This window comes from Streptomyces sp. NPDC000941, from assembly GCF_053599555.1.
This window is the reverse complement of record NZ_JBSFMM010000008.1, coordinates 95,501-116,770: the sequence shown is the minus strand read 5'-3', so window position 1 is coordinate 116,770 and position 21,270 is coordinate 95,501. Positions and strand designations below refer to the sequence as shown.

At 67.4% G+C, this 21,270-nt stretch carries 8 protein-coding genes; 4 read left to right on the top strand and 4 right to left on the bottom strand.

Features of this window, described 5'->3' with window-relative positions; translation table 11 throughout:
* Positions 1–106: 106 nt before the first annotated feature.
* A complete protein-coding gene (locus ACWDSL_RS05355; protein ID WP_450481922.1) occupies positions 107–544 on the bottom strand; it encodes a hypothetical protein in 438 nt (145 codons plus the stop codon).
* A 210-nt stretch (positions 545–754) separates the two neighbouring features.
* Positions 755–2,500, bottom strand: coding sequence for an HNH endonuclease (locus ACWDSL_RS05350; RefSeq protein WP_450481920.1), 1,746 nt, complete (start codon positions 2,498–2,500; stop codon positions 755–757).
* Positions 2,501–2,905: 405 nt separating this feature from the next.
* Between ACWDSL_RS05350 and ACWDSL_RS05345 the strand changes: the two genes are divergently transcribed.
* Together ACWDSL_RS05345 and ACWDSL_RS05340 are read left to right on the top strand one after the other, a co-directional pair.
* The gene (locus tag ACWDSL_RS05345; RefSeq protein WP_450481918.1) at positions 2,906–4,804 is read left to right on the top strand and encodes a DNA/RNA helicase domain-containing protein; all 1,899 of its coding nucleotides are present in this window, start codon (positions 2,906–2,908) and stop codon (positions 4,802–4,804) included.
* A gap of 799 nt (positions 4,805–5,603) precedes the next feature.
* Entirely contained in the window at positions 5,604–7,487 is a 1,884-nt protein-coding gene (locus ACWDSL_RS05340) for a DNA/RNA helicase domain-containing protein (protein ID WP_450481917.1), read from the top strand.
* A 35-nt stretch (positions 7,488–7,522) separates the two neighbouring features.
* Here the strand turns inward: ACWDSL_RS05340 and ACWDSL_RS05335 are convergent, their stop codons facing one another.
* Complete coding sequence (locus tag ACWDSL_RS05335) at positions 7,523–12,457, bottom strand: DUF3320 domain-containing protein (protein ID WP_450481915.1); 4,935 nt, start codon at positions 12,455–12,457, stop codon at positions 7,523–7,525.
* A 226-nt stretch (positions 12,458–12,683) separates the two neighbouring features.
* Between ACWDSL_RS05335 and ACWDSL_RS05330 the strand changes: the two genes are divergently transcribed.
* On the top strand, positions 12,684–13,052 hold the full coding sequence (locus tag ACWDSL_RS05330; protein WP_450481913.1) for a hypothetical protein: 369 nt from the start codon (positions 12,684–12,686) through the stop codon (positions 13,050–13,052).
* Between the two features lies 1 nt (position 13,053).
* Here ACWDSL_RS05330 and ACWDSL_RS05325 read toward each other — a convergent pair whose 3' ends face one another.
* Positions 13,054–16,122: an AAA domain-containing protein gene (locus ACWDSL_RS05325; protein WP_450481911.1), complete on the bottom strand. Its 3,069-nt coding sequence runs from the start codon at positions 16,120–16,122 to the stop codon at positions 13,054–13,056.
* Positions 16,123–16,423: 301 nt separating this feature from the next.
* Here ACWDSL_RS05325 and pglW point away from each other — a divergent pair, with 301 nt between their 5' ends.
* The gene (gene pglW, locus ACWDSL_RS05320) at positions 16,424–21,151 is read left to right on the top strand and encodes a BREX system serine/threonine kinase PglW (protein ID WP_450481936.1); all 4,728 of its coding nucleotides are present in this window, start codon (positions 16,424–16,426) and stop codon (positions 21,149–21,151) included.
* Positions 21,152–21,270 lie beyond the last annotated feature (119 nt).

Sequence of the window (21,270 nt, the reverse complement as noted above, 5' to 3'; positions counted from 1 at the left end):
CAAGCCTTCCAAGCTCTACGCAACGCGACACACGTCCGACACGCCTTGTATCACTGCACCTGTCGTGCTCGACTCCGCCCCAGGTCAGAGCCTCTGCAATGCATGATCAACACCTCCGTCGCCGGGCCAGGACGGCGGCGCGCTTGTCGTCATCGACCACCGGGCGCCGCCCTCCAACCCGGCCACGGCGGCGGGCTGTCTCCAGACCGTCCTTGGTCTTACGGACGATGTCGCGGCGCCGGTCCTCCGACAGGGCGAGCGCGAAGTCGAGGATGAGGAAGCCTTCGGTGTGCTCGTCGGCCCCGATCCCCTCCAGCAGATTGCGGCCAAGACGGTTTGTTTCCTGGACGGTCAGCATGTCCCCGCCGCAGATGTGCGACAGCGCCTCCAGCAGCGTCGGCTGGTCCTCGGTGGCGAGCTTGCCTCTGGTCTTCTCCTCGAACGCCTTCAGACAGAGCGGGTCCAGGCCGCCTAGATGTGCAGGCGCTGCCCTGAGGCCGTATGTCGGAGTCCGTGGAAAGCTATGGGCATGATCTAGAAGCATTGCACCAGGTGAGCCCCAGAAGACGGCGAGGCCCCTGGACAGGGGACCGGGGGCCTCGGAGGCATGCGGACCGATCACTGATACTTGTGCAGCAGGTCCTCGATACCCCGGTAGGTCACCTCTTACCGCCCGTCGAGGCAATTCAGTCGAATCGATTCCTGCATTGAGCCAGATGGAAGGTGCCCCACACTGAGCGCCGTACGTGAGCTGTCACTCCCCTGCCAACTTGTTAAGCTCACACAGAGTCCGGTGATAACGCAGATACGTTTCATCGATCCGGTGACCAGCGCGTCGGCGAAGGAGTCCCAGCGACTCGCCGCCCTGGATCTGCCTCACGACACCGCCAGCGTCGATGTAGATCTCCAGTCCGTCGAAGAGGACGTGGTGGTTGGGGCACAGGCAGAGCAGGTTGGGCAGCTCGTCCGGGCCGTCATGTGGAGAGCCGAGGCCACGGATGTGGGCAGCCTCGCTATAAGGCCTGCGCTTGTACTGCAGGCGGGTTTCACACACCTGGCAAGCGTCATCGTGCAGCTCCTTGACCTGATTCGCCAGAGCTGCATTGCGAATCAGTCGCGAGGAAGTGGACTCCCGCCGTGCAGTTGGTCCGGGCGCCCCCTCTTCATCGGCGGTCTGCTCGATGTGACCGTCCTCGACACCATCGAGTAGGCCGTCAGCTGTCGCATACCCGGCGAAGCCGACTTGGCTAAGCAACGCGCGCTGGTCGACATCGTCGAGGTAGGTGCCGCACAGCTTGACCACAGTCTCCAGGCGGACCAGAGGGTTCTGCAACAGTTCGGCAGTTTCATAGGTCAGGCCTGCCACGGGTTGGACCGTATTGAAGACTTCGACTTGAGGCATGGGACCGGACTCACCTGGAATGCCATGCACCTCCCACAGGCCGCTGCCCTGTAGATGCCAGAAGGGATACTCGGGGGCGGCGTTGGAACTGGGCAGCCCGAACTCGGCCAGGAGCGGACCGACCTCCGTGCTGAAGCATGCCCAGGACGCCAGGCGCGGCTTGCCTGCGGCGATACGAGAGATCGCCCACAATAGAGCCAATGGCTGGTGCCGGCTGGGAGCTTGATGCTTCGGATGACGTTGGTCGCCGAGCGAGCCAACCCGTTCCAGCAAATCGGTAGCGGTCAGTCGTGCAGGAGGGGCGGCACGGGGTGTTGCCGGAAGTGCGGGAAGCCGCGATTGACGCCTGTCCGGGAGCAGATCGACAACGCGACGGTAGTCCTCGGCGGACCGCAGGGTGAGGCTCCGCAACGGAACTGGAACGTTTATGCTACGCAGTATCGGCGCTGCGAGAACGCGGGTGGGGAACTCCTCGACATCCCCCAGCGCCATGATGTGTTCCCAGGTGGCATTGCCCTCGTCGGTCCCCCAGACAGCCTGTGCAACGGGCGAACTGTCGAACAGGTGGAGAATGCGGGCGCGAGCGATCAAGTGGTTCTCTGCATAGAACAGCACGTCGTCGCCAACACGCCGGTTCCGCAGCGCTCTCACCTTTTCGTTGTTGGCTTGCGCGGTGGGGGTGGCCCCCCACAGCCGAGCGATCCCGTCCGGGTACAAGGCGGCAAGCACATCCGCTTTCTCCCCAAGCGCATTCTCAATTTCTGCGATTTCAATGCCCCGTCGCACTGATTTGACGAAATTATGCGGGCCGCGATCCCGGGCCGTGCCACGGGGCTGAAGGACCAACTGTGGCGCTGTCTGCTGCGGCTCGTCCCCGCTGGCAGTCCCGTCCTCCACGGTGAAGCCGAGTACGCGCAGACGATGTGCCACTGTTCGAGCGCCGCCGCTGAAGGCACCAGCCGACAGCGGGCTGCCGACCGAGTACAGGTGCCCTACACCTGCAATGGCCTTCGAGTCGTAGCGGTCACCGTCCAAGACCAGCTCGTATGTCGTGGCCCGACCAAAGCCGTAGCTGCGTCGAAAGGTTTCGCGTCCCAAGTACTGACACTCCTTGACAGCAGCCAGCACTCCTGCGCGCGTCACTTCCCCAAGTCCCATCCCAGGAAGGTTAATAGGAAGATATGACAGACCTGCTCCACACTGGATTCCCAGGCTCCATCACCTCCCTGCGGCGATGCGGTCCACGCCCGCTGGGGCGGATTGGTCACGCGCCGGGCGTCCTCGGCCGGCCGATTCTTGAGCCCGCGGTCCTCGTGGGTCTCCTCCGAGTCGGTCCACCACTCGCCCACCGAAGACCGGGTCCGGCGGACAAGCCGTTCATGACGCCAGCCCCGCCACCAGCGACTTCCCTGAGGTCATCGCACGCGTAACCGGCAGCAGCGCTGTGATGGCTGAGATCTTGGCATGGCCGCCCTAAGGAGGGGCCTGCTATAGATCGTCGGCATGCATATTTTCGGAGGAACGGTAGCCGAGGCGGCCGCGCGAGTCGCCGATCCAGCCTTCGTGGCCGAGTGCGCCGAGAGGTACGCCGGAAGCTACGGTCGTCTCCCGGGGGAAGCCGAGCAACGCAGTTGGTCGCGGAGCTGGCCCGCGCTGCTCCGGATCCTGTCGGCGGCCGAGCTGGGTGATCTGCACCTCTTGCTGGAGTACGAGCTGCCCGGCACGAGCAAACGCGTCGATGCGCTCCTGCTCGGACACCAGGCCGCTGGTCACCCGGCCGCTGCCAAGGGCTTGACCAGCGTAGTCATCGAACTCAAGCAGTGGACACATGCCCGCCCCCATGCCGCGGGGACCGGGTTGCTCCAGGTCGGGGACAGAGCGGTGCTGCACCCGGCTCGTCAGGTCGGTGGCTATGTGAACTACCTCACCGGTTGGGTACCCGCAGAGCTGGATTTGGAAGTGGAAGGCGTCGCGCTGCTCCACGAAGCACCTCCGGATCTGATAGCTCACCTGCGTAAGCACCTCAGCTCGGGGCCCAGCGCCACCTACCCCGTACTCGGTGCGGAGGATCTTTCCCCGGATGCCGCTCCCCACGTGCTCGCTGAACGCCTGCGCTGCTCGGGTCTGCGCCCAGCAGCACCAGAAGAGATCACCACGTTCCTGGACGCCCGCCACCGCCCGTCCCCGAAGCTTCTGACGAGGGTGGCCGCCAACATCGCCGGCAGCGAATCGTTTCGTCTCATCGGAGAGCAGGACAAGGCGCGCCAGATGATCCGCAAGGCCATCGACACCGGACGTGGCACTTATCGTGGGCACGTCGTCGTTGTCACTGGCGGGCCGGGCACCGGAAAGACCGCCATCGCCTTACGGCTCCTGGGCGATCTCTGCGGAACCCCCAGAGCGAACCCACGCCTTCTGTCCCCCTCAGCCACGCTGACGCAACAACTCAGCCGCGCCGCAGGTGAAATGGCCAAGGGCCTGATCTCCACCTGGACCACCCGTCTTCCAGGCGAACTGGACACGGACAGGAGCGTCGTGCTGCTTGATGAAGCGCATCGGGCGCGCACCGACCGCGCCTGGCGCAGAACCGAGTTCTCTGATGCTTTGGCCAAGCTGCTGAAAAGCTGCGCCGTTCTGGTTCTCTTCCTCGACGAAGGCCAAATCGTCCGTCCCGGCGAGGGCACCACCGTGGACGAGCTGCGGCGTATGGCCGCCCGTGAGGAGTACAGCTTCGCACGCATCGACTTGCCGACCCAGTTCCGGTGCAGCGGTTCCCGGGCCTACATGGACTGGTTGGCTGCCCTCTTCTCTCCGGGAGGACATCCGCCGCGCTGGGGTGGTGCCGACTACGACCTGGCTCTGGCCGACAGTCCCGTACAGCTTGAGGAATGGGTCGCTGGTCACATCCGCCGGGGACACACCGCACGCATCTCCGCAGGGTATTGCTGGCCCTGGGATTCCTCGCCCGAACCTCCCTTGTCGCCTGAGGTGTCCATCTCCTGGAGCGACGCCGCCGGTGAGCACCTGTGGGAACGTCCTTGGAACTCCAAGGCCGACCGGCTCATCGCGGGAGAGGGGGTGCCCGGTCGCGCCTTCTGGGCCACCGACGACGGTGGACAGCATCAGGTCGGATGCGTCTACACCGCCCTGGGGATGGAGTACGACTACAGCGCGGTCATCCTCGGCAAGGACATCACCCGTACCGCCCACGGGTGGCAGGCGCGCCCAGAAGAAAGCCATGATGCGCCTCTCAAAGGGCTCACCGCTCAGGAGTACTTGCCCTACGTGCTGAACACCTATCGGGTCCTCGCCACACGCGGAGCGCGCGGCACACGCTTCTACTCCGACGATCCCGCGACCCAGCAGTACCTCCGGACGGTACTACCGAGCGCCCCGTCCTGACGCACGCGGTCCGATGGCGGTTCCTGACGGCAAACTACACATCCGATCACTCGGATGGCATTTATTGTCACTTCCGAGTCGAGTGCGTACACTTTCTGACGACCTTTTGGCAACGACAAGGCTTCCAGGTTCTGCCCGGACACGCCTTCCCGCCTACTCCCGGAGCGCATACGTGCTTTCTTCCTGGTCCGACGGCCCTCGCGCAGGCATGACTCGCCTCCCTTCTCCGTCGGCAAGCGCACAGCATCCAGGCAGCAGTGGCTGCACCACCTCATCGGTTCACCCGCACCACGCCCCTGCCTGATCCAGCCTCGTCACGTCGCACCTGCGCCCGACCGCGGTGAAACGTTCTTCCCCGTGTGACGGCGCATGCGCTCGAAGGGATTGCTGTGCTCTCCGCCCCTGTCCTTCTCGCTGTCTGTGTAGCTGCGGTAGCTGCTGTGATCTGCTGCGCTGTCGTCTGCACCACCCTTGCCAAGATCGCCAGCTCCGCGCTCCGGGACAGTCACTCCACCGACCGCCCCCGGATCCTCGAGGCGCTCGGCACGGTCTTCCGTCACTTCCTCAGGCCGTGGTGGCGACGCAGATAACCCTCGCCAGTCGGCGCGAGGGGCGCGTGCCGCCGAGCACCGCCCCTCGCGCCCAATCGGCAGAAAGCACCGCACATGACCGAGCTAGAGTTGACGTCGAAATCCACGCGGCCCGCCGGGCTTCCGCTCCTGACGGAAACCACCCGTCGGGGACTCGAAGGACATGCCCCCACCCGCTCCAGCGACTCCGTGCTGCCTGGGGGCCTTCCTTGCTGATCCGCGAATCCGCCGCCTCGGTCGCCGCCGAGATCCTTTCCGGAGGGCTGTACCTCCGCCTGACCGACCGATTCATCCATGTACACGGGTACACGCCCAGTCAGAGTGAGAGGCGCTCATGGGAGCACTCCATTCCGGCCCTCGTGAACGCGGTCATGGATGCGGGCCTCGGCGAGGTCGAGATGATGTTGGAGTACACGCTGCCGCTCACCAGCCAGCGGGCCGACGCCATACTCGCCGGCGTGCATCCGAAGACCGGTGAACCTTCCTACGTGGTCGTCGAGCTCAAGCAGTGGACCGAAGCGCATCCAGACGAGGAAGCGCCCAATCTGTGCCAGATCGCGGGAGTAGGCCGTCCGCGGCTGAACCCGATCGAACAGGTCCGGGGATACTGCGACTATCTGGCCCAGTTCAACGGCGCGTTGGACGGGCACGAGCACCGGATCACCGGTGCCGCGTACCTTCACAACGCGACCGAGTTCGGAGCCGGCGCCCTGGACGTCGCCGGGCAGAGTCCGCGCGGTCGGTTCTTCACCGGGGACAAGCGCGGCGAGTTCATCACGTTCCTCCAGGAACAGCTGGCACCGCAGTCCGGTGCACCGGCGGCCGACGCGCTCCAGGCGGGTCAGATCAAGCCGTCCACCCAACTCATCGCCGTCGCCGCCGACGAGATCCGGAATCGGGAACAGTTCACACTGCTCAGCGAGCAGAAGCTGGCGTACGAGTTGGTACTGAAGGCCGTACGGAACGCCCGGCAGGCGGACAACAAGGAAGTCATTGTCGTCATGGGTGGCCCCGGCAGCGGGAAGAGCGTCATCGCCCTGTCCCTTCTCGGTGAGCTCTATCGCCAGGGACGGTCCGCGCTGCACGCTACCGGGTCGGCGTCCTTCACCAAGACCATGCGGAAGGTCGCGGGAACCCGAAAGCGCGAAGTGCAGGGCCTTTTCAAGTACTTCAATAGTTTCATGACCGCCGAACGCAACGGTCTGGACGTGCTCATCTGCGACGAAGCACACCGCATGCGCAAGACTTCCGCCAACCGTTACACGCCTGCAGCCAACCGTACCGACAGGCCCCAGGTCGAAGAGCTTATCGACGCCGCGCGTGTGCCGGTCTTTCTCCTGGACCAGGATCAGGTCGTTCGCCCTGGCGAAATGGGATCGCTTCGCGAGATCGAAAAGGCGGCGACCGCCAAAGGGCTGCGCGTGAACAGGGTGGATCTCGACGGCCAGTTCCGCTGTGGCGGCAGCGACGCTTATCTGCTGTGGGTGGTACGACTGCTGGGCCTGAAGGACGGCGGACCCATCCGCTGGGAGCCGGACTCCAAGATGGAGCTCATGGTGGCGGAGACTCCTCAGGAGATGGAGGCGTTCCTTGAGGGCCGGCGCGCCCAGGGGTACAGCGCCCGTATGTCCGCCGGCTACTGCTGGAAGTGGACCACCAAAATCGCCCCCGGTCACGCACTCCCGGCGGATGTGGTGATCGGCGACTGGGCACGGCCGTGGAACGTCTTCGGCGAGCGGGCGGTGGCGGGAGCACCTCCGTCCGCGCTGTGGGCCACCGACCCGGCGGGCTTCGGTCAGGTCGGCTGCGTGTACACGGCGCAGGGATTCGAGTACGACTGGAGCGGCGTCATCATCGGCCCGGACCTGGTGTGGCGTGGTGACCGCTGGGTGGTCGACCGCTCGGCATCAAAGGACCCGGTGTTCAAGAAGTCGACCTCCGATGACGATGTGGACCGGCTGATCCTCAACACCTACAAGGTGCTGCTGACCCGAGGCATGAAAGGCACGATCGTCTACTCCACAGACGCCGAGACCCGTGCCAAGCTGCGCGAACTCATCGAGTCCGAGGCCCGGGTCCCGGCTTCCGTGTGACGCCGCGGCCCCTCCCCAAGGGGGGCCTGGCTCGCTCACTCGGGCACGGTGATGCGTCCCTCCGCGCCCACGAACACGCCCTCCGCATACAGCTCGGCGATATCCCCCTGCAGAGCGGCGCGAATGTCCGGCCCAAGCCGCTTCCAGCCGAAGAAATCGCAGGCGAGACGTATGAGCTCCGCGCCGGACACTCCCGGGCACTCCGCAGCGAGTTCTCGAAGAGCCAGTCGTCGCTCCGCGGGCGCTATGTGCATGACCTTGCGCAGCGGCGTGCCGTCGGGCGTCGGATGGCGGGCCGTAAGGTCCGTCCGTCCGGCGATATCGATGAACTCACCGCTCATGCTGACGGATCCCGCCCGCTTGAGGCCGCGCACCACTTGCCGGATGTTCTCGCGAATCCGCGGACCCGCCTTGGTCACACCCCATGCCTCGCGGACACGCTGCACCAGCAGTTCCTCATGGATCGGTCCCTCCGTCTCGACGACCCGGGTCAGGATCCTGCGGATTGCGGGCCGGGCCTCGGGCGTGTGCAGCTCGGCCATCGGCGTTACATACAGCTCGGACGCCTCGTACGGGGCGCTCCAGGGCCGGTCCGGCTCCGTGTCGACCGGCACTCGCTCGTGCTCGACCGCCGACGTGAGGCGTACCGGCTCCCCGGTCGACTCAGCCGGCGGGCCGACGTCGGGGGCCGGAGCCGGCTCCGGCTCCCGCTCGGCCAACGGACCCCTCGCGACTGCCCGCTCGACCGCCTCGCGCAGCCGCTGCTCGGCCGCTGCCCGCCCCCGGTACCAGTCCGTGCCCCAGATGCGGTGCAGCTTCCAGCCCAGCCCCTTCAGAATTTCTTCGCGCAGTCGGTCCCGGTCACGGGCCACCTTCGATGAGTGGTACATCGCCCCGTCGCACTCGATGCCCAAAGCGTAAGAACCTGGTGCGTCCGGATGGCGCAAACCCATGTCGATACGGAAGCCGGCGACGCCGACCTGCGGCTGAACGTCGTACCCCCAGCCCCTCAGCACACTGAGGACCGACTCCTCGAAGGGGCTCTCAGGCTCCGCGTCATCCGACTGCACCACGTCCTGGGCCAGGACGGACGGGCCATCCTTCGCATATTGAAGGTAGCGCTTGAGGTGCTGGACGCTCTTGTTCGGGCTGTCATCCAACGAACCGCCGTGGAAGGAGGCGACTACCTCCATGCGGTATCGGGCGCGGGTGACGGCAACGTTGAGGCGGCGCCAACCCCCGTCCTTGTTGATGGGTCCGAAGTTCTGGGTGAGCTTGCCGTGCTCGTCGGGGCCGTACCCCACCGACATGATCATTACGTCGCGCTCGTCGCCCTGCACCGATTCGAGGTTCTTGACGAAGAAGCCGCCGAGACGGTCTTCGGTGAAGCGGTCGTCGAGGTCCGGGCGCGGCAGACGAGCTTGCTGGACCGCGAGATCGATGGCTGATGCCTGTGCCTGGGAGAGGGCGACGACGCCAAGCGTGCGGTCGGGCCGAGTGTCGAAGTGGTGGATGACCCTCTGCGCGACGAGTTCGGCTTCGATGCGGTTGTCACGCCGCCCGCCCCTGTCGTAAATACCTCCGCCGGCCTGGAAGAAAGCCACGCCGACGTCGTTGCCGTGCTCCAGTGCGCCGGGGAAGGTCACCATGGAGTTGCGGTAGAACTCCCGGTTGCTGAAGGTGATGAGGTTCTCGTGACGGCTGCGGTAATGCCAGCGCAGCGAGAGAAGATTCAGGGCACCGGCCTTGCAGGCGTCCAGTAGCGACTCAAAGGAGTCCGGAACGTCCTCATCGTATTCGTCGCTCTCGTCCTCGACAGTCGAGTCGAAGAAGGAGGTGGGCGGCAGCTGTTTCTCATCACCTGCGACGACCAGCGAGCGCCCCCGATAGATGCAGTTGATCGCGTCGGCGGGGCGAACCTGGGATGCCTCGTCGAAGATGACGACATCGAAGTTGTAGTCGGCGGGCAGGAATTGGCTGACGGTCAGTGGACTCATCATGAAACACGGCTTGATGCTGCGCACGACTTCCCGTGTGCGGCCGAGCAGCTCGCGTACGGGCATATGCCTGCGCTTGAGTTCTGCCTGCCGGATAATCAACCGTCCCGGACCCGTGCTGAAACTCCGCGGCCTCCGCTTGTTGCACGCCTCGATCACCGCGCCGCCCGCGGCTTCGAGCAGCCTCCGGTCGGCTTGCTGGAAATCCGTAACCCGCGCGTCCAGATCCGCCGAACGGGTCGTGCGCAGCCTTTCGTCGGTATCGAGGTGTCCGTCCGCCCAGGACTTGAGCAACGCGTATTCCACAACGTCGGGTAAACGCTCCGCTGAGACGCCGCGTTCCGCCGCGCGGGACACCAGTTCCTCGGCCCCATGGCGCCCCAGTACGGTCAACCCCTCCCGGTACGCATGCCATTCCTCCGGGCCCTGCGGGTCCACCAGGAACGCGTTCACCGCCTGCTGGGCCTGGTCGAGCGTGCCCAAGAGCGCGGGGAGCAGCTGCGTTCGCCTCGCGTCGTCGAAGAGCGCGAGAAGCGCGTTCGCGGCATCAGTCCAGCGGTCGGCGCGCTGCTCTGCGATGTCACACCAATCGCCCAGCATGTCTCGCACACTGCGCGCCAGCAGCGCCGGGAGCGGATTGCCGTCGGAATCCCCATCGGGAGAGCCCTTGTCAGCCAGGTAGGAGATCAGCAGTTCCCGGCGTTCGACACCGCCTGACAGTTCGGCTATGCGATCCGCCGTGGCCAACGCCTTGTCGAGAGCTACAAGATCCCCCTCGGCTCGGGGCGTGTATCGGCCCAGCAGCTCGCTGTGACGATCGGCAAGACGTTTGACGTCGAGGCTGGCACTCTGCCACGCGAGGGCATGGTCGAGCCGCCCCATGCACTTCTTGCTCCACACGCCGTCCCGCGTGAGTGCCGTGATGGTCTTACGGTCCGCCTTGTGCTGCGCGGAGAAGCGGCCCTTGGTGATCCCATGCATGTCGATGAAGCGCCGGACCAGGACTGGCAGCTCTTCCGTTGCGAGAACCTGCTCTCCGAAGACGTCCTCGGCGGCACCGCGTGCCTCAGCCAAGGCGGAGAAGGCGCTGCGCAGTTCCTCAGCCACCTGCTGCGCGCGGCGCAGAGCCTTCTGGTCGAACCAACCGCTCAGTGGGCGGTCAGCGACGGACGCCAGATCAGTGAGTTTCAAGAGTGCGAAGGCGGCCTCGGCCGTGGGCGGTTTGCACGCGCCGAGGTTGTCGGCGAGCTGGGCAAGCACACCCGACACGTCCTCGGGGATGACGGATCCCGCTACCGGAGCCCGGTCCGGCAATCCGTCGCGGAGTGTGCCGACGATCTGCCTGACGTCGTGTACCGTGCGGGGCTCGTCAAACGTGGCTGCGAAGGGCCTTCGCTCCCCCACCGCGCGCAGAGCGTCCAGCGCATCCGCTGCTTCCGACGCCGCCGTCAGCGCCGAAGAACCGGCGGACCCGACGAGTCCGCGCCAGGTGAACGACTCTCCTTCCGCGGCTGGCCGCCAGGCGCGGCTGATGGCCTCGGCGGCACCGACGAGATCCTGAAGTGCCCCGGCGCTAAGGGCACGGATCGCCCTTCGGTTGTCGGCCCGCAGGGTGAACTGCGGTGTGTCAGCCTGTTCGAGCAGCACCAGGCGGCCCAGCACGTCGTGCAGAGTGCGGTCCAGGGGCTCGCGCGGCTGGTTCATCGCCGCGGCGTAGCGGGACAGGTCCTCGCGTAGCCGACGTGCCCGCTCCAGTTCGTGCTCGGCGGCCCCGGTGACCCGCGCCTCGGTTTTGAGTACTCGGGCCAGTTCCGTGGCCACCGCCTTCTTGGTTGTATCGCCGCTGTGCAAGGCCAGGACGAAGTCATGGAGGCCGACGCCGCGCAGCCGGTTGCGCACGACATCGAGAGCCGCCGCCTTCTCGCTCACGAAGAGGACACTGCGGCCCGAGTGCATCAGAGCGGCGATCATGTTGGTGATCGTCTGGCTCTTACCCGTTCCTGGTGGGCCGTTCATCACGAAAGAGTGGCCGTCCAGCGCAGCCGCGACGCACTGCCGCTGGGAAGCGTCAGCGTCGAGGACGAGCGGGGTCTGCTCGGGCAACTGGATCTCGTCGATGCGCTCCAGCTCAGGGGGGTCGAAGCTGATGGCATCAGCGGGGAGTTCGGAGTCGGGCCCGAGGGCGACCGCGCGTATCAGGGGGTGCGCCAGAATGCGGTCCTCGTTCTGCCTCAGGTCCTGGTACATGGCCTCCTTGTACGAGGAGAAGAGGGCCAGGACCACCCTCTCGTCGACCGACCAGCCTGTCCGCCGAGCAGCAATCGCTCGTGCGGCGGAGAGCACGGCCCCGAGGTCGGCCACGTCGGTCTCCAGCACCGGCGACCAGTCGACACCCAGCTGATCCAGCTTCACCTCGAGCGCCGGATTGTGCATACGCTCCTGAGCCTCGGCAGCACGCAACCGGGTGCTGCCCTGGCGGTCCCGGCTCAGTTCCACGGGGACGAGCAACAGCGGAGCCGAGCTGCCTTCGTGGGCGTCCGCCTCCCGCCAGTCGAGCATGCCGACGCCGAGCCACAGCACCCACAGGCCGTAGTCGTTGTACATCTGGGCCGAACTGCGGTGGAGCTGGCGAAGCGCCGCCTCCAGGGCCGACTGCCTGGTCTTCTGAGTGACAAGCCCGAAGGTTCCAGCCGTCGCCTTTGGTTCCTCCGGAGGGAACAGGTCCTCGTGCTCCGACTCTTCGTCCGTACCGCCGTCCTCGACGGGGGCGAAGGCCCAGCCCTTCGCCAGCCCGGCCAGCACCGCGGCGGCGTCAGGTGAGGTGATCTCCAGCGTGGCGGTCCTGGTGTGGCGGAAGTTCAGCAGCCTGTTGCGTCCTCCCATGTCGAGCAGAGAACCGCGCCAGCTGTTCAGAACGGTCTTCAGCCGGTCGAGACCCGGACCGCTGATCGCGGGATGCGCAGCGCCGGTCATATGCCGGTACGTCATACGGACGGTACCTCCAGAGGCAGGAACGCACACGTGGGGACAGTCCGCCGCCGAAACGCCCCCTCACGCTGTACCTATCAGCTCACTAGGCGTAACACAGTGAAATCGACTGCTCCGATACGTAGGCGATACCAATGCGACGCGTTCCCGGCGGATGCCGCCCAGCCGGTCGGTAAGGTCGCGGCGCCACACGCCGCGTATCGTCGACGCCATGGTCGATCTGTTTGGACGGGGCAGACGGCGCAGGGCCGCCGCAGCCCAATGGCAAACGCTCCGCGACACGGCAGCCCTCCATGCCGGCGATGACCTGCACATCGCGTGGGTCGAGTCGATATATCAACGGGCAAGGACCGGTGACAAGGCCTGGATCGTCTGGCAGGGCACCGGCGTTCGCCAGGACACGTGGTTCCAGGGCGGCGCCCCCTGCCCCGCGGGCATGTACGTCCTTCTGGGCGGTTCAGTGGGATTCGGGCCCCACAACAACAACCCGCGGGTGCTTTACGTCAATCCGAGCGACATTCGCGGTACCGCCTCCGCCAAGGCGCTCAAAGCTTGGCAGCGACAGGCCGGACAGCGGTGACTCAGGGGAGCCACCGGCGCGCCTGGTCACGGCTGACGCGTGCCGCGTCGACGTACCACTTTCTCTTTTCTGGGTCCCATCGCGCGCGAAGCTTTTGCTTCACTTCCTCCTTCTCCTCGTAGGAGACCTGAAGGTAGAGCCGCCCATCGACGACATCGCCCGGAGAGACGTCGTCGCTTCGCGACGGTGTTGAAGAATCGGCCGTGGCCCGCCCTCGCCCGGCGTCACCACTCGCTGCCCGCGGGTTCCACGCGGCACGGTCCTTGCGGGCGCGTTCGATGACCCGGCTCACCCTCTCGCAGGACGCCGGATCGGTGAAACGCATCATCAGGTCCGTCGGCCCGGTGTTCGCCAGGAGGTTGAGCGAGCCGTGCCAAAGCACCGAGCCATCAAGGATGAGGACCTTCTCGTGCATGCGCTCCCGGAAGTCCATCTCGCAGCCCACTGACCGGAGCTCGTCAATCCGCTGCTGATGCCGCTGTACCCCGGCGTCATCCCGCTGCTCCTCGGCGGCCCGGGTGTAGATGACCACTTTGACGCCCTCAGCGACGCGCTGTCCCAACAGGGCCGACCATTTGCGGACCGGCTGCGGGTCGAGGAAGGGACAGTAGAGCTCGATGCTGGTGACCGCCCGGGCGATATCCCATTCCACCGCCTCGTAGACCTCGTCTGCCGGGAAGAAAGCGGGCCTCGCCAACTCGTCCTCGGAGAGGGTGGAGAGCTGAGCGGCGTCCCGGGTGGGCACGAGCTGATCGGCCGACATCAGCTGCGCGTGGCTTTCGAGGTGGTCGAGCATGAGGCGAGCCTCGCTGTGAGGGGCGAGGTGCTTCCGCAGATGGTCGACGTCAGCCACTACGATCAGGTGGTCCTGGGCCCGGCTGAGCGCGACATTGAGCAGGCGACATGTGGCGGAGGACAGGCCGGTCCCCTGGTAGAAGAAGCCGGGGTTCTTGCCCGCGCCCACCGCGGTGTCGAACACGACGATCGGCCGCTGGCTCCCCTGGAACCGGTGGATCGTGTCGACCAGGCCCTCGTACTCCTCGCCGAACCGGTACTTGAGGCTGCCTTTCAGCGCGTTGACCTGGGCGCGGTACGGGGCTATGACACCCAGCCTGTCGGTCGCACGCTCTCCCGGTGGGACGTCCCCCCATTTCCGGCCCGGAAGCACGCCCTCGTACTGGAGGCCCCGGACGAGTTCGTGGACGACAGCCTCATTCACCGTGTTGGCCTTGTGGTCGGGCCCTGGGATGCGCTGCTTCGAGGTGTCGATGAGAATGACCGGTGCGTCGACCAGCGGATTGAACGGGATCCGACTACGGCCGTCGCGGCCCGTGGAGAGTGGAGCGTCTGGATAGGCGACGGCGTTCACGACGTCACAGATCGGCTCACGCATCCGGTACTGCGTGTCCAGAGCGACGAGCCGTGGATCCTGTCGGACCGACCCGGACTCGGCCACGAGCCCGGCAGCGTGGAAGGCGTCGCGGGCCGCCCATTGCCGGGAGTGCGCGCGCTCCTGGTCGGTCGCCTTCCGATCGCCTTCCCCCTTGGTCACGGCGGGCAACTGCCTGAAGTCTCCGGCGACGACGACGCGCTTCCCGGCGAGTCCGGCGGCGAGCCAGGCGGAGGGTAGATCGACCATGCCCGCCTCGTCGATGACGACGACGTCCACACGGTCCAGCAGCTTCTTCGACTGAACCGCCTTGGCGACCGTGGCGCCCATGACACGGCACCGGGAACGCACGGTCTCGTGAATCTTTCTGCGCTGCTGATCGAGGTCATCGATCTGTTTCTGCAGGGCCTCGGCCTGCTGGGCCAGCACCGGGCGTGCCGTAACCCCTGCCAGTTTGGCGCGGGCAGCGGCCAGGCGCCCGGTCAGCTCACCAATCTCCGCCGCGGCCTGACCCGCCTCTCGTTCGGCGTCCGCAGCCTGCTTTCCCGCGCCCTGTGCCGTCGCCTCAGCCTGCGCGAGATCGCCACGCAGGGCAGCGAGCTGGGCTTCCTTCCGCTTCGCGAACAGGCCGCTCGGGGTTCCCAACTCGCTGATCTTGAGGCGGAGCCGCGCCGCGTCGGCTTCGGCTCGCAGCCCATCCTTCTCTGCGGCCTCCTTCGACGTCACCGCTGCGGAGCGTGTCGTACGCGCCGAGGTAAGAGCCTGTTCCAACGACGCCAGATCGTCGTGAAGGGTGATGGCGGCGCGGGCGCTCTTCAACGCCTCCGTCGCCTGGGTGATCCTTTCGTCCAGCTGAACCGAGATCCGCGCGGTGATCTGGGCCGGGTCGACGAATTCGCCATACCGATCACGCAGGGAAGGCACTTCGATCTCCCCCGCGCGCTGCACCAGTCCTTCAGCGAAGCCGTCCTGCGCCTTGAGCAGATCACACATGCGCTCCAGCGCCTGATCGACGGCGACCTTTGTCGGCGCGAGGAACAAGATGTTGTGCCCCTGCCGGAAACAGCCCTCCACGATGTGCCCGACGACGTCTGTCTTCCCCGTACCAGGCGGGCCCCAGAGAAAGAGGATCTGGCTCGCGAGAGCCTGTTCGACCGCGAGCCTCTGGCGAGGATTCAACTTCAGGCTCTGCCAGTCGGACACCCACCGGCCGGGGTCGCTAACCCTGGCGATGTCGGGATTCCCGCGCCCGACGATCCATCCGGCGCTCTCGACACGGATCGTGCTGTCGGCCTGCCCCACCGATTCGAGGCGTTCGGCCACCAAGAGCAGACCGGCGCTGTCGTCCGGCCGGATCTGGGCATGGGATACGGACTTCCCCAGGTCCTCGGCAGCGATCAGTCGGACCTTGCCGTCGGGCATACGGGACGCTTCCGCCGTCGCCCAGGGCCCGCGCGAGCGCGAGGCGCGAACGAGCACGGAGTTTCCGTCAAGAGACTCGTTCCACTTCTTGCACACGAAGAGGTACTCGAATCGCCCCGCGGAGGACGACACGAGGCGACCGCCCGAGAGCGACACCTTCTGCCCGTCCTGGCCGTCGCTCCGCCGCTCGGCCCGGATTTCCGCACGGACGGCCGCGAGTAGCTCCGCCACCGGATACGGCTGCTTGGTCTGTGTCATGCGCGGCCCGGTCTCCCCCACCCTGGATGTAGTGACTCCGCGTGCGATACAAACAGCTTTGGGTCATCAGCGGAAGCTGGCGAGCGGCAATTCCCCATAATCAAGACATTCACCCCCGCCCGCGCAGGGCTCGGCGCGCCGATCACACGACTCGTCGCGGCATAGGGCAGGCCCGGCCCCGGGCACATGCCGCGAAGCCCCCGGCGCGAGCCCTGTACCCGATACGATCTGAGCCGGGGATATTGCTGCCGAGCAGCCGCAATCAGGACAGATCGACGTGGACACGAAGCGGGGATGGCGCATGCGGGACGGCCGGTGGGCCACGGTCACCGAATCCGAGTTCCAGCACGAGCGCCGCGGGCTGGAGGCCATCCGCGAGAAGCTCCCCGACAACGATCCCTGGCGTGCCTGGTCGAACTTCACCTTCACGGCACACAGCGGCCACGTGAGAGAGGTGGACCTGCTCGTCGTCGCCCCCGGCGGGGTGTACCTGATCGAGCTGAAGGACTGGCACGGCTCCGTCGAGGCCCGTAATGGCACCTGGCTGCAGACCCAGCCCAGCGGACGGCAGGTCACGCACGGCAACCCGCTCCACCTGGCGAACAAGAAGGCCAAGGAGCTGGCTGGGCTTCTGGCCCAGGAGGGCGAGCGGGTGTGGGTGTCGGAGGCCGTGTGCTTCACCGACTCGTCACTGAAGAACCGGCTGCCCGCCCACGACCAGCACGGCCTCTACACCGTCCATCAGCTCGCCCAGATGCTGGCGGAGCCCCCGCGCGAGGAGCGCCGGCGGATCGACAGGTCACGGTCGCGTCGGATCGCATCCGCCCTGGAGCGAGTGGGCATCGCGCGCAGCGACGCCGAGTACAAGGTCGGCCCCTATCTGCTGCACCGCAAGTCCTTCGACTCCGGCCCGACCTGGGCTGACTATCTGGCCCGGCACAGCGAGCTGCCGGAGGCCGCCCGCATCCGCGTCTATCTGCGCGAGCGCGGCTCGGACGCCGAGCTGCGGGCCTCCGTGGAGCGCGCGGCGCGGCGCGAGGCCTCGGTGCTGCGGCGCTTCCGCCACCCCGGTGTCGTACAGCTGAAGCAGTACGACCCGTCCGGGCACTCGGCCGGGCCGGCGCTGATCTTCGACTTCGATGCGCGAACGCTGCGTCTGGATGAATATCTGGCGCAGTACGGCGAGAAGCTGGACATCCTCAGCCGGATGGCGCTGGTTCGGCAGCTGGCCGAGACCGTACGTTCGGCGCATGGCCGGCGGATCTACCACCGCACCCTCGCGGCCCGCGCCATCCATGTACTCCCCCGCCCTCGGGGCCGCGCGGCGGGCGCGGACGGTGAAGAGGCCGGCTGGCTCAGCCCGTATCTGCAGATCTCGGACTGGCAGGTCGCGGTCCAGCGCGGCCCGGGGACCGGCGCGCCGAGCGACGGTGAGCGTTTCGCGCCGACCACGCTCTCGCGTGCGGGCGCCCATCTCGCGGAGGGCGCGGATCCGTATCTCGCCCCGGAACTGACCGCGCTGAAGGCCGACCCCGTCGCGCTGGACATCTACGGGCTCGGCGTCCTCACCTACCTGCTGGCCACCGGAAAGGCCCCGGCCGCCAGCCAGGCCGAGCTGCTGGCCCGTTACGAGGCGGGCGAAGGACTGCGCCCCAGCTCGGTGGTGGACGGTCTCTCGGAGTACATCGACGAGCTGGTCCAGGCGGCCACCGCCTACCACGTCAATGACCGCCTGGACTCGGTGGACGACTTCCTGGAGATGCTGGAGGTCGTCGAATCGGTCCTGACCGAGCCCGCCGCCCCCGCGGAGCCCATACGGCCGGCCGAGCCCGAGAAGGACCCCCTGGAGGCGGTCGCGGGCGATGTGCTGGCGGGCCGGTGGGAGGTCAGGCGCCGTCTCGGCACGGGGTCGACCAGCCGCGCCTTCCTCGTGCGGGATCTGACGGCAGGCCCGGACGTGCGCTTCTCGAAGACCTTGGCGGTGCTGAAGGTCGCCATCTCCGACAGCCGTGGCGAGATGCTGGCCCGCGAGGCCGAGGTGATGGGGCGGCTGCGCCCCGATTCGCGGATCATCCGTCTCGTCGAGCCGGAGCCGCAGCGCATCGGCGGTCGCACGGTCCTCGTCATGGAGTACGTCGGTGACGAGCGCGAGGCCGACGTCGAATCCGCCGCGCCCGGGGAGCGGAGGAGCAGGCGACGCGAGGAGACCGTCGCCCGGCAGCTGCGGGAGTTCGGCCGCCTGTCGGTGGACCAGCTCGAGGCGTACGGCGACTACCTGTTCGGCGCTGTGGACTTCCTCGAGGGCGAGGGTGTGTGGCATCGCGACATCAAGCCGGACAACATCGCGATCCGCATCCGCCCGAACCGCACCCGTGAGCTGGTGCTGATCGACTTCTCCCTGGCCGGCTACCCCGTACAGGAGACCGGAGCCGGGACGGACGGCTACCTGGATCCTTTCATCGGCACCCTCACCGAGCGCTCGGTCTACGACGGCCACGCCGAGCGGTACGCCCTGGCGGTCACCCTGCACGAGATGGCCTCGCGCGAGCTTCCGGTGTGGGGAGACGGAAGGGTGTCGCCGCGCCAGACCGACCCCAAGAAGGAGCAGTACCCGAAGATCGCGGCGGACGCGTTCGACCCGGCGGTGAAGGACGGCCTGGTCGACTTCTTCCGGCAAGCGCTGCACCGGGACGGGGCACAGCGCTTCCCCGACCTCAAGCCGATGCGGGACGCCTGGAAGAAGATCTTCCTGGCCATGGACGAGGCGAAGCCGTCGTCGCGCCGCTCCCGTCAGCCCGCCGCCCCGACGGAGGGTGCGGGCGACGCCGGAGAGGCGGTGGCGCAGGCCCAGGACGCCCCGATCCCCGCAGCTGAGGAGGAGAGCGCCGAGCAGCAGCGCGACCGGCTGGCGGCCCAAGCCGACCGCACGACCCCCATCTCGGCCTCGGGTCTCAGCCCGGCCGCCGAGTCCTTCGTCTACGGCCTGCGCGTCAACGACGTCGGAGGTCTGCTCGACTACAGCCGCCATCAGCTCGTCAACGCGCCCGGCCTGGGCGCCAAGACCCGCAAGGAAGTCCTCCGCCGGATCAAGGAGTGGCGGCAGCGGCTCGCCGAACAGCCCGCCACCCCGCTCACCCCCGAGGGACGCAAGGCCGCGAAGGAGGAGCTGTCGGCCGCCGAGACCGCGCTCGCGAACGCGATGGCGGAAGGCGGTGGAGCGGAGGGGCTGCCCGAACGTGCCCTGCGCAGGGTCAGCCTCGACACGCTCGCCACGATCTTCGTTCCGGAGCTGAAGAAGGACGAGACGAACCGCAACGAGTGCGAGATGGTGCGGCTGCTCCTGCGGATCCCCGACGACCGGGGCGCGTTGCCCGACATCGGCGTCTGGCCCAAGCAGAAGGACGTCGCGAGCGCCCTGGGACTGTCGACGGGCCGTATCCCCCAGATGCTGAAAACCCAGCGCACGCGCTGGAAGCGGCACCCCGCCGTCCAGGTGCTGCGCGCCGAGATCCTGGAGCTTCTCCGTGGCCTCGGCCGCGTCGCCTCCGCGGCGGAGATCGCCGACGCCCTAGCGCTACGGCGCGGCACCGAGCTTCCCGAGCGCGAGCAGCGCCGGGCGCTGGCGCTGGCCGCCGTGCGGGCGGTAGTGGAGGTCGAACAACTCGTCCCGGACGAGGCCGAGTTCCAGCACGCGCCGAACCGCAACGCGGCCGACGAAGGCATGGGTGCGGGCCTGCTGGCCCTGGAAGTCGGCCCGAACGACGCACCCGAGACTCCGTCCGGGCCCGGTCTGCTCAACTACGCCCAGAAGCTGGGCCGCGTCGCCGACGGGCTGGCCAAACTGGACACCCTGCCGACCGCAGCGACGGTGCTCGCGGAGCTGGGCGCCATCCCCACTCCGAGCACGACTGTGGAGTGGGACGAACGGCGCATCGTCGAGATCGCCGCTGCCGCCTCACGCCGAGCCGCCGCGACGCCTCGCCTGGAGATCTATCCCCGTGATCTCCCCCTCGTGAGAGCGCTGCGTCTCACCCAGGCGGGTCTGGTGCCGCTCATCCCTGGTATGCCGGACGAGCGGCTGCCTGGGCTCACGCCCAAGGACATCCACGAGCGGGTACGGGCCCGCTTCCCGGAGCTGCTGAACGAGCGGCGCGGGCACGCCCTGCCGACCGGCGGCCCACTCACGCGGGCGCTGCGGGACGCCGGGTTCGACCTGGAGCTGAAGACCCGCGAGGGCCACGGCACGCTGCGCTACATCCCGCGCCAGCCCGACGGCGGCTCCTCCTACCTGTCGTCGGACGCCGCCCGCCAGGCCACCGGCACCCTCACCGCGCACCGCTACTCCGACGACCCGCAGCTCGCGGGGGCGGCGGTCGCCGAGGAGCAGTTGCTGGCGTCTGCCCGCCGGGACGGTTTCCGGGTGCTGACGGTACGGACGGGGATGGCGAGCTATGCGGTGCGGGAGCTGGTGACGGACCGCTTCGGTGCTGAAGTGGTGTCGGTGACCGATCTGTTCCTGCGGGCACTGCATGAGCAGGTGGACCCGCGGCCGAAGCCGACGTGGGAGACGATCCTGCGCGCGGACGGGGCGGAGCCGGGGTCGAAGGCGGCCATGCGGTTCGCCGAGTACGCGCGGACGAGTTGGGGTGCGGTGGAGCCCCGGCTGAGGGAGCTGGTGTCGGGGGTACGGGGGTCCGGGTCGCCTGTGCTGCTCACGGACGCGGGCGCGTTCGCGCGGTACGACGCGATGGCGGTACTGGAACGGCTGGCCGAGGTCGCGCGGGGCGGGGGGCGCGGGCTGTGGCTGCTGTGCCCGCAGAGCGATCCGGCGCGACCGCCTCGACTCGGCGCGGTGGCTGTGCCGTACCAGGCGGGGTTGGGAGAATGGATCGAGCTGCCGGAGTCGTGGGTAACGAACGAGCACCGGGCCGAGGGGTCTGCGGCGGGTAGTGGCGCTGGCGGGGGTGTCGGCGCTGGCGCTGTTGAGGCAATGGGGACAACGGGGATTACGGGAGACGAGACGACGTGATTGACGCTGCCGCGCTGCGGGCCGACCTGATCAAGCAGGTCAAGGCGATCGAGGTGGACCTCGCCAAGCAGGTCAAGGACGGAGAGTCGGTCCTCAAGCCGCTGCGGCAGGAGTATGAG

What these genes read in the sequence shown, in the direction of transcription:
- ACWDSL_RS05355 (WP_450481922.1), bottom strand. Translation starts at nt 544, where the DNA reads ATGCTTCTAGATCATGCCCATAGCTTTCCACGGACTCCGACATACGGC.
- ACWDSL_RS05345 (WP_450481918.1), top strand. Translation starts at nt 2,906, where the DNA reads ATGCATATTTTCGGAGGAACGGTAGCCGAGGCGGCCGCGCGAGTCGCC.
- ACWDSL_RS05335 (WP_450481915.1), bottom strand. Translation starts at nt 12,457, where the DNA reads ATGACCGGCGCTGCGCATCCCGCGATCAGCGGTCCGGGTCTCGACCGG.
- ACWDSL_RS05330 (WP_450481913.1), top strand. Translation starts at nt 12,684, where the DNA reads ATGGTCGATCTGTTTGGACGGGGCAGACGGCGCAGGGCCGCCGCAGCC.
- ACWDSL_RS05325 (WP_450481911.1), bottom strand. Translation starts at nt 16,122, where the DNA reads ATGACACAGACCAAGCAGCCGTATCCGGTGGCGGAGCTACTCGCGGCC.
- pglW (WP_450481936.1), top strand. Translation starts at nt 16,424, where the DNA reads ATGCGGGACGGCCGGTGGGCCACGGTCACCGAATCCGAGTTCCAGCAC.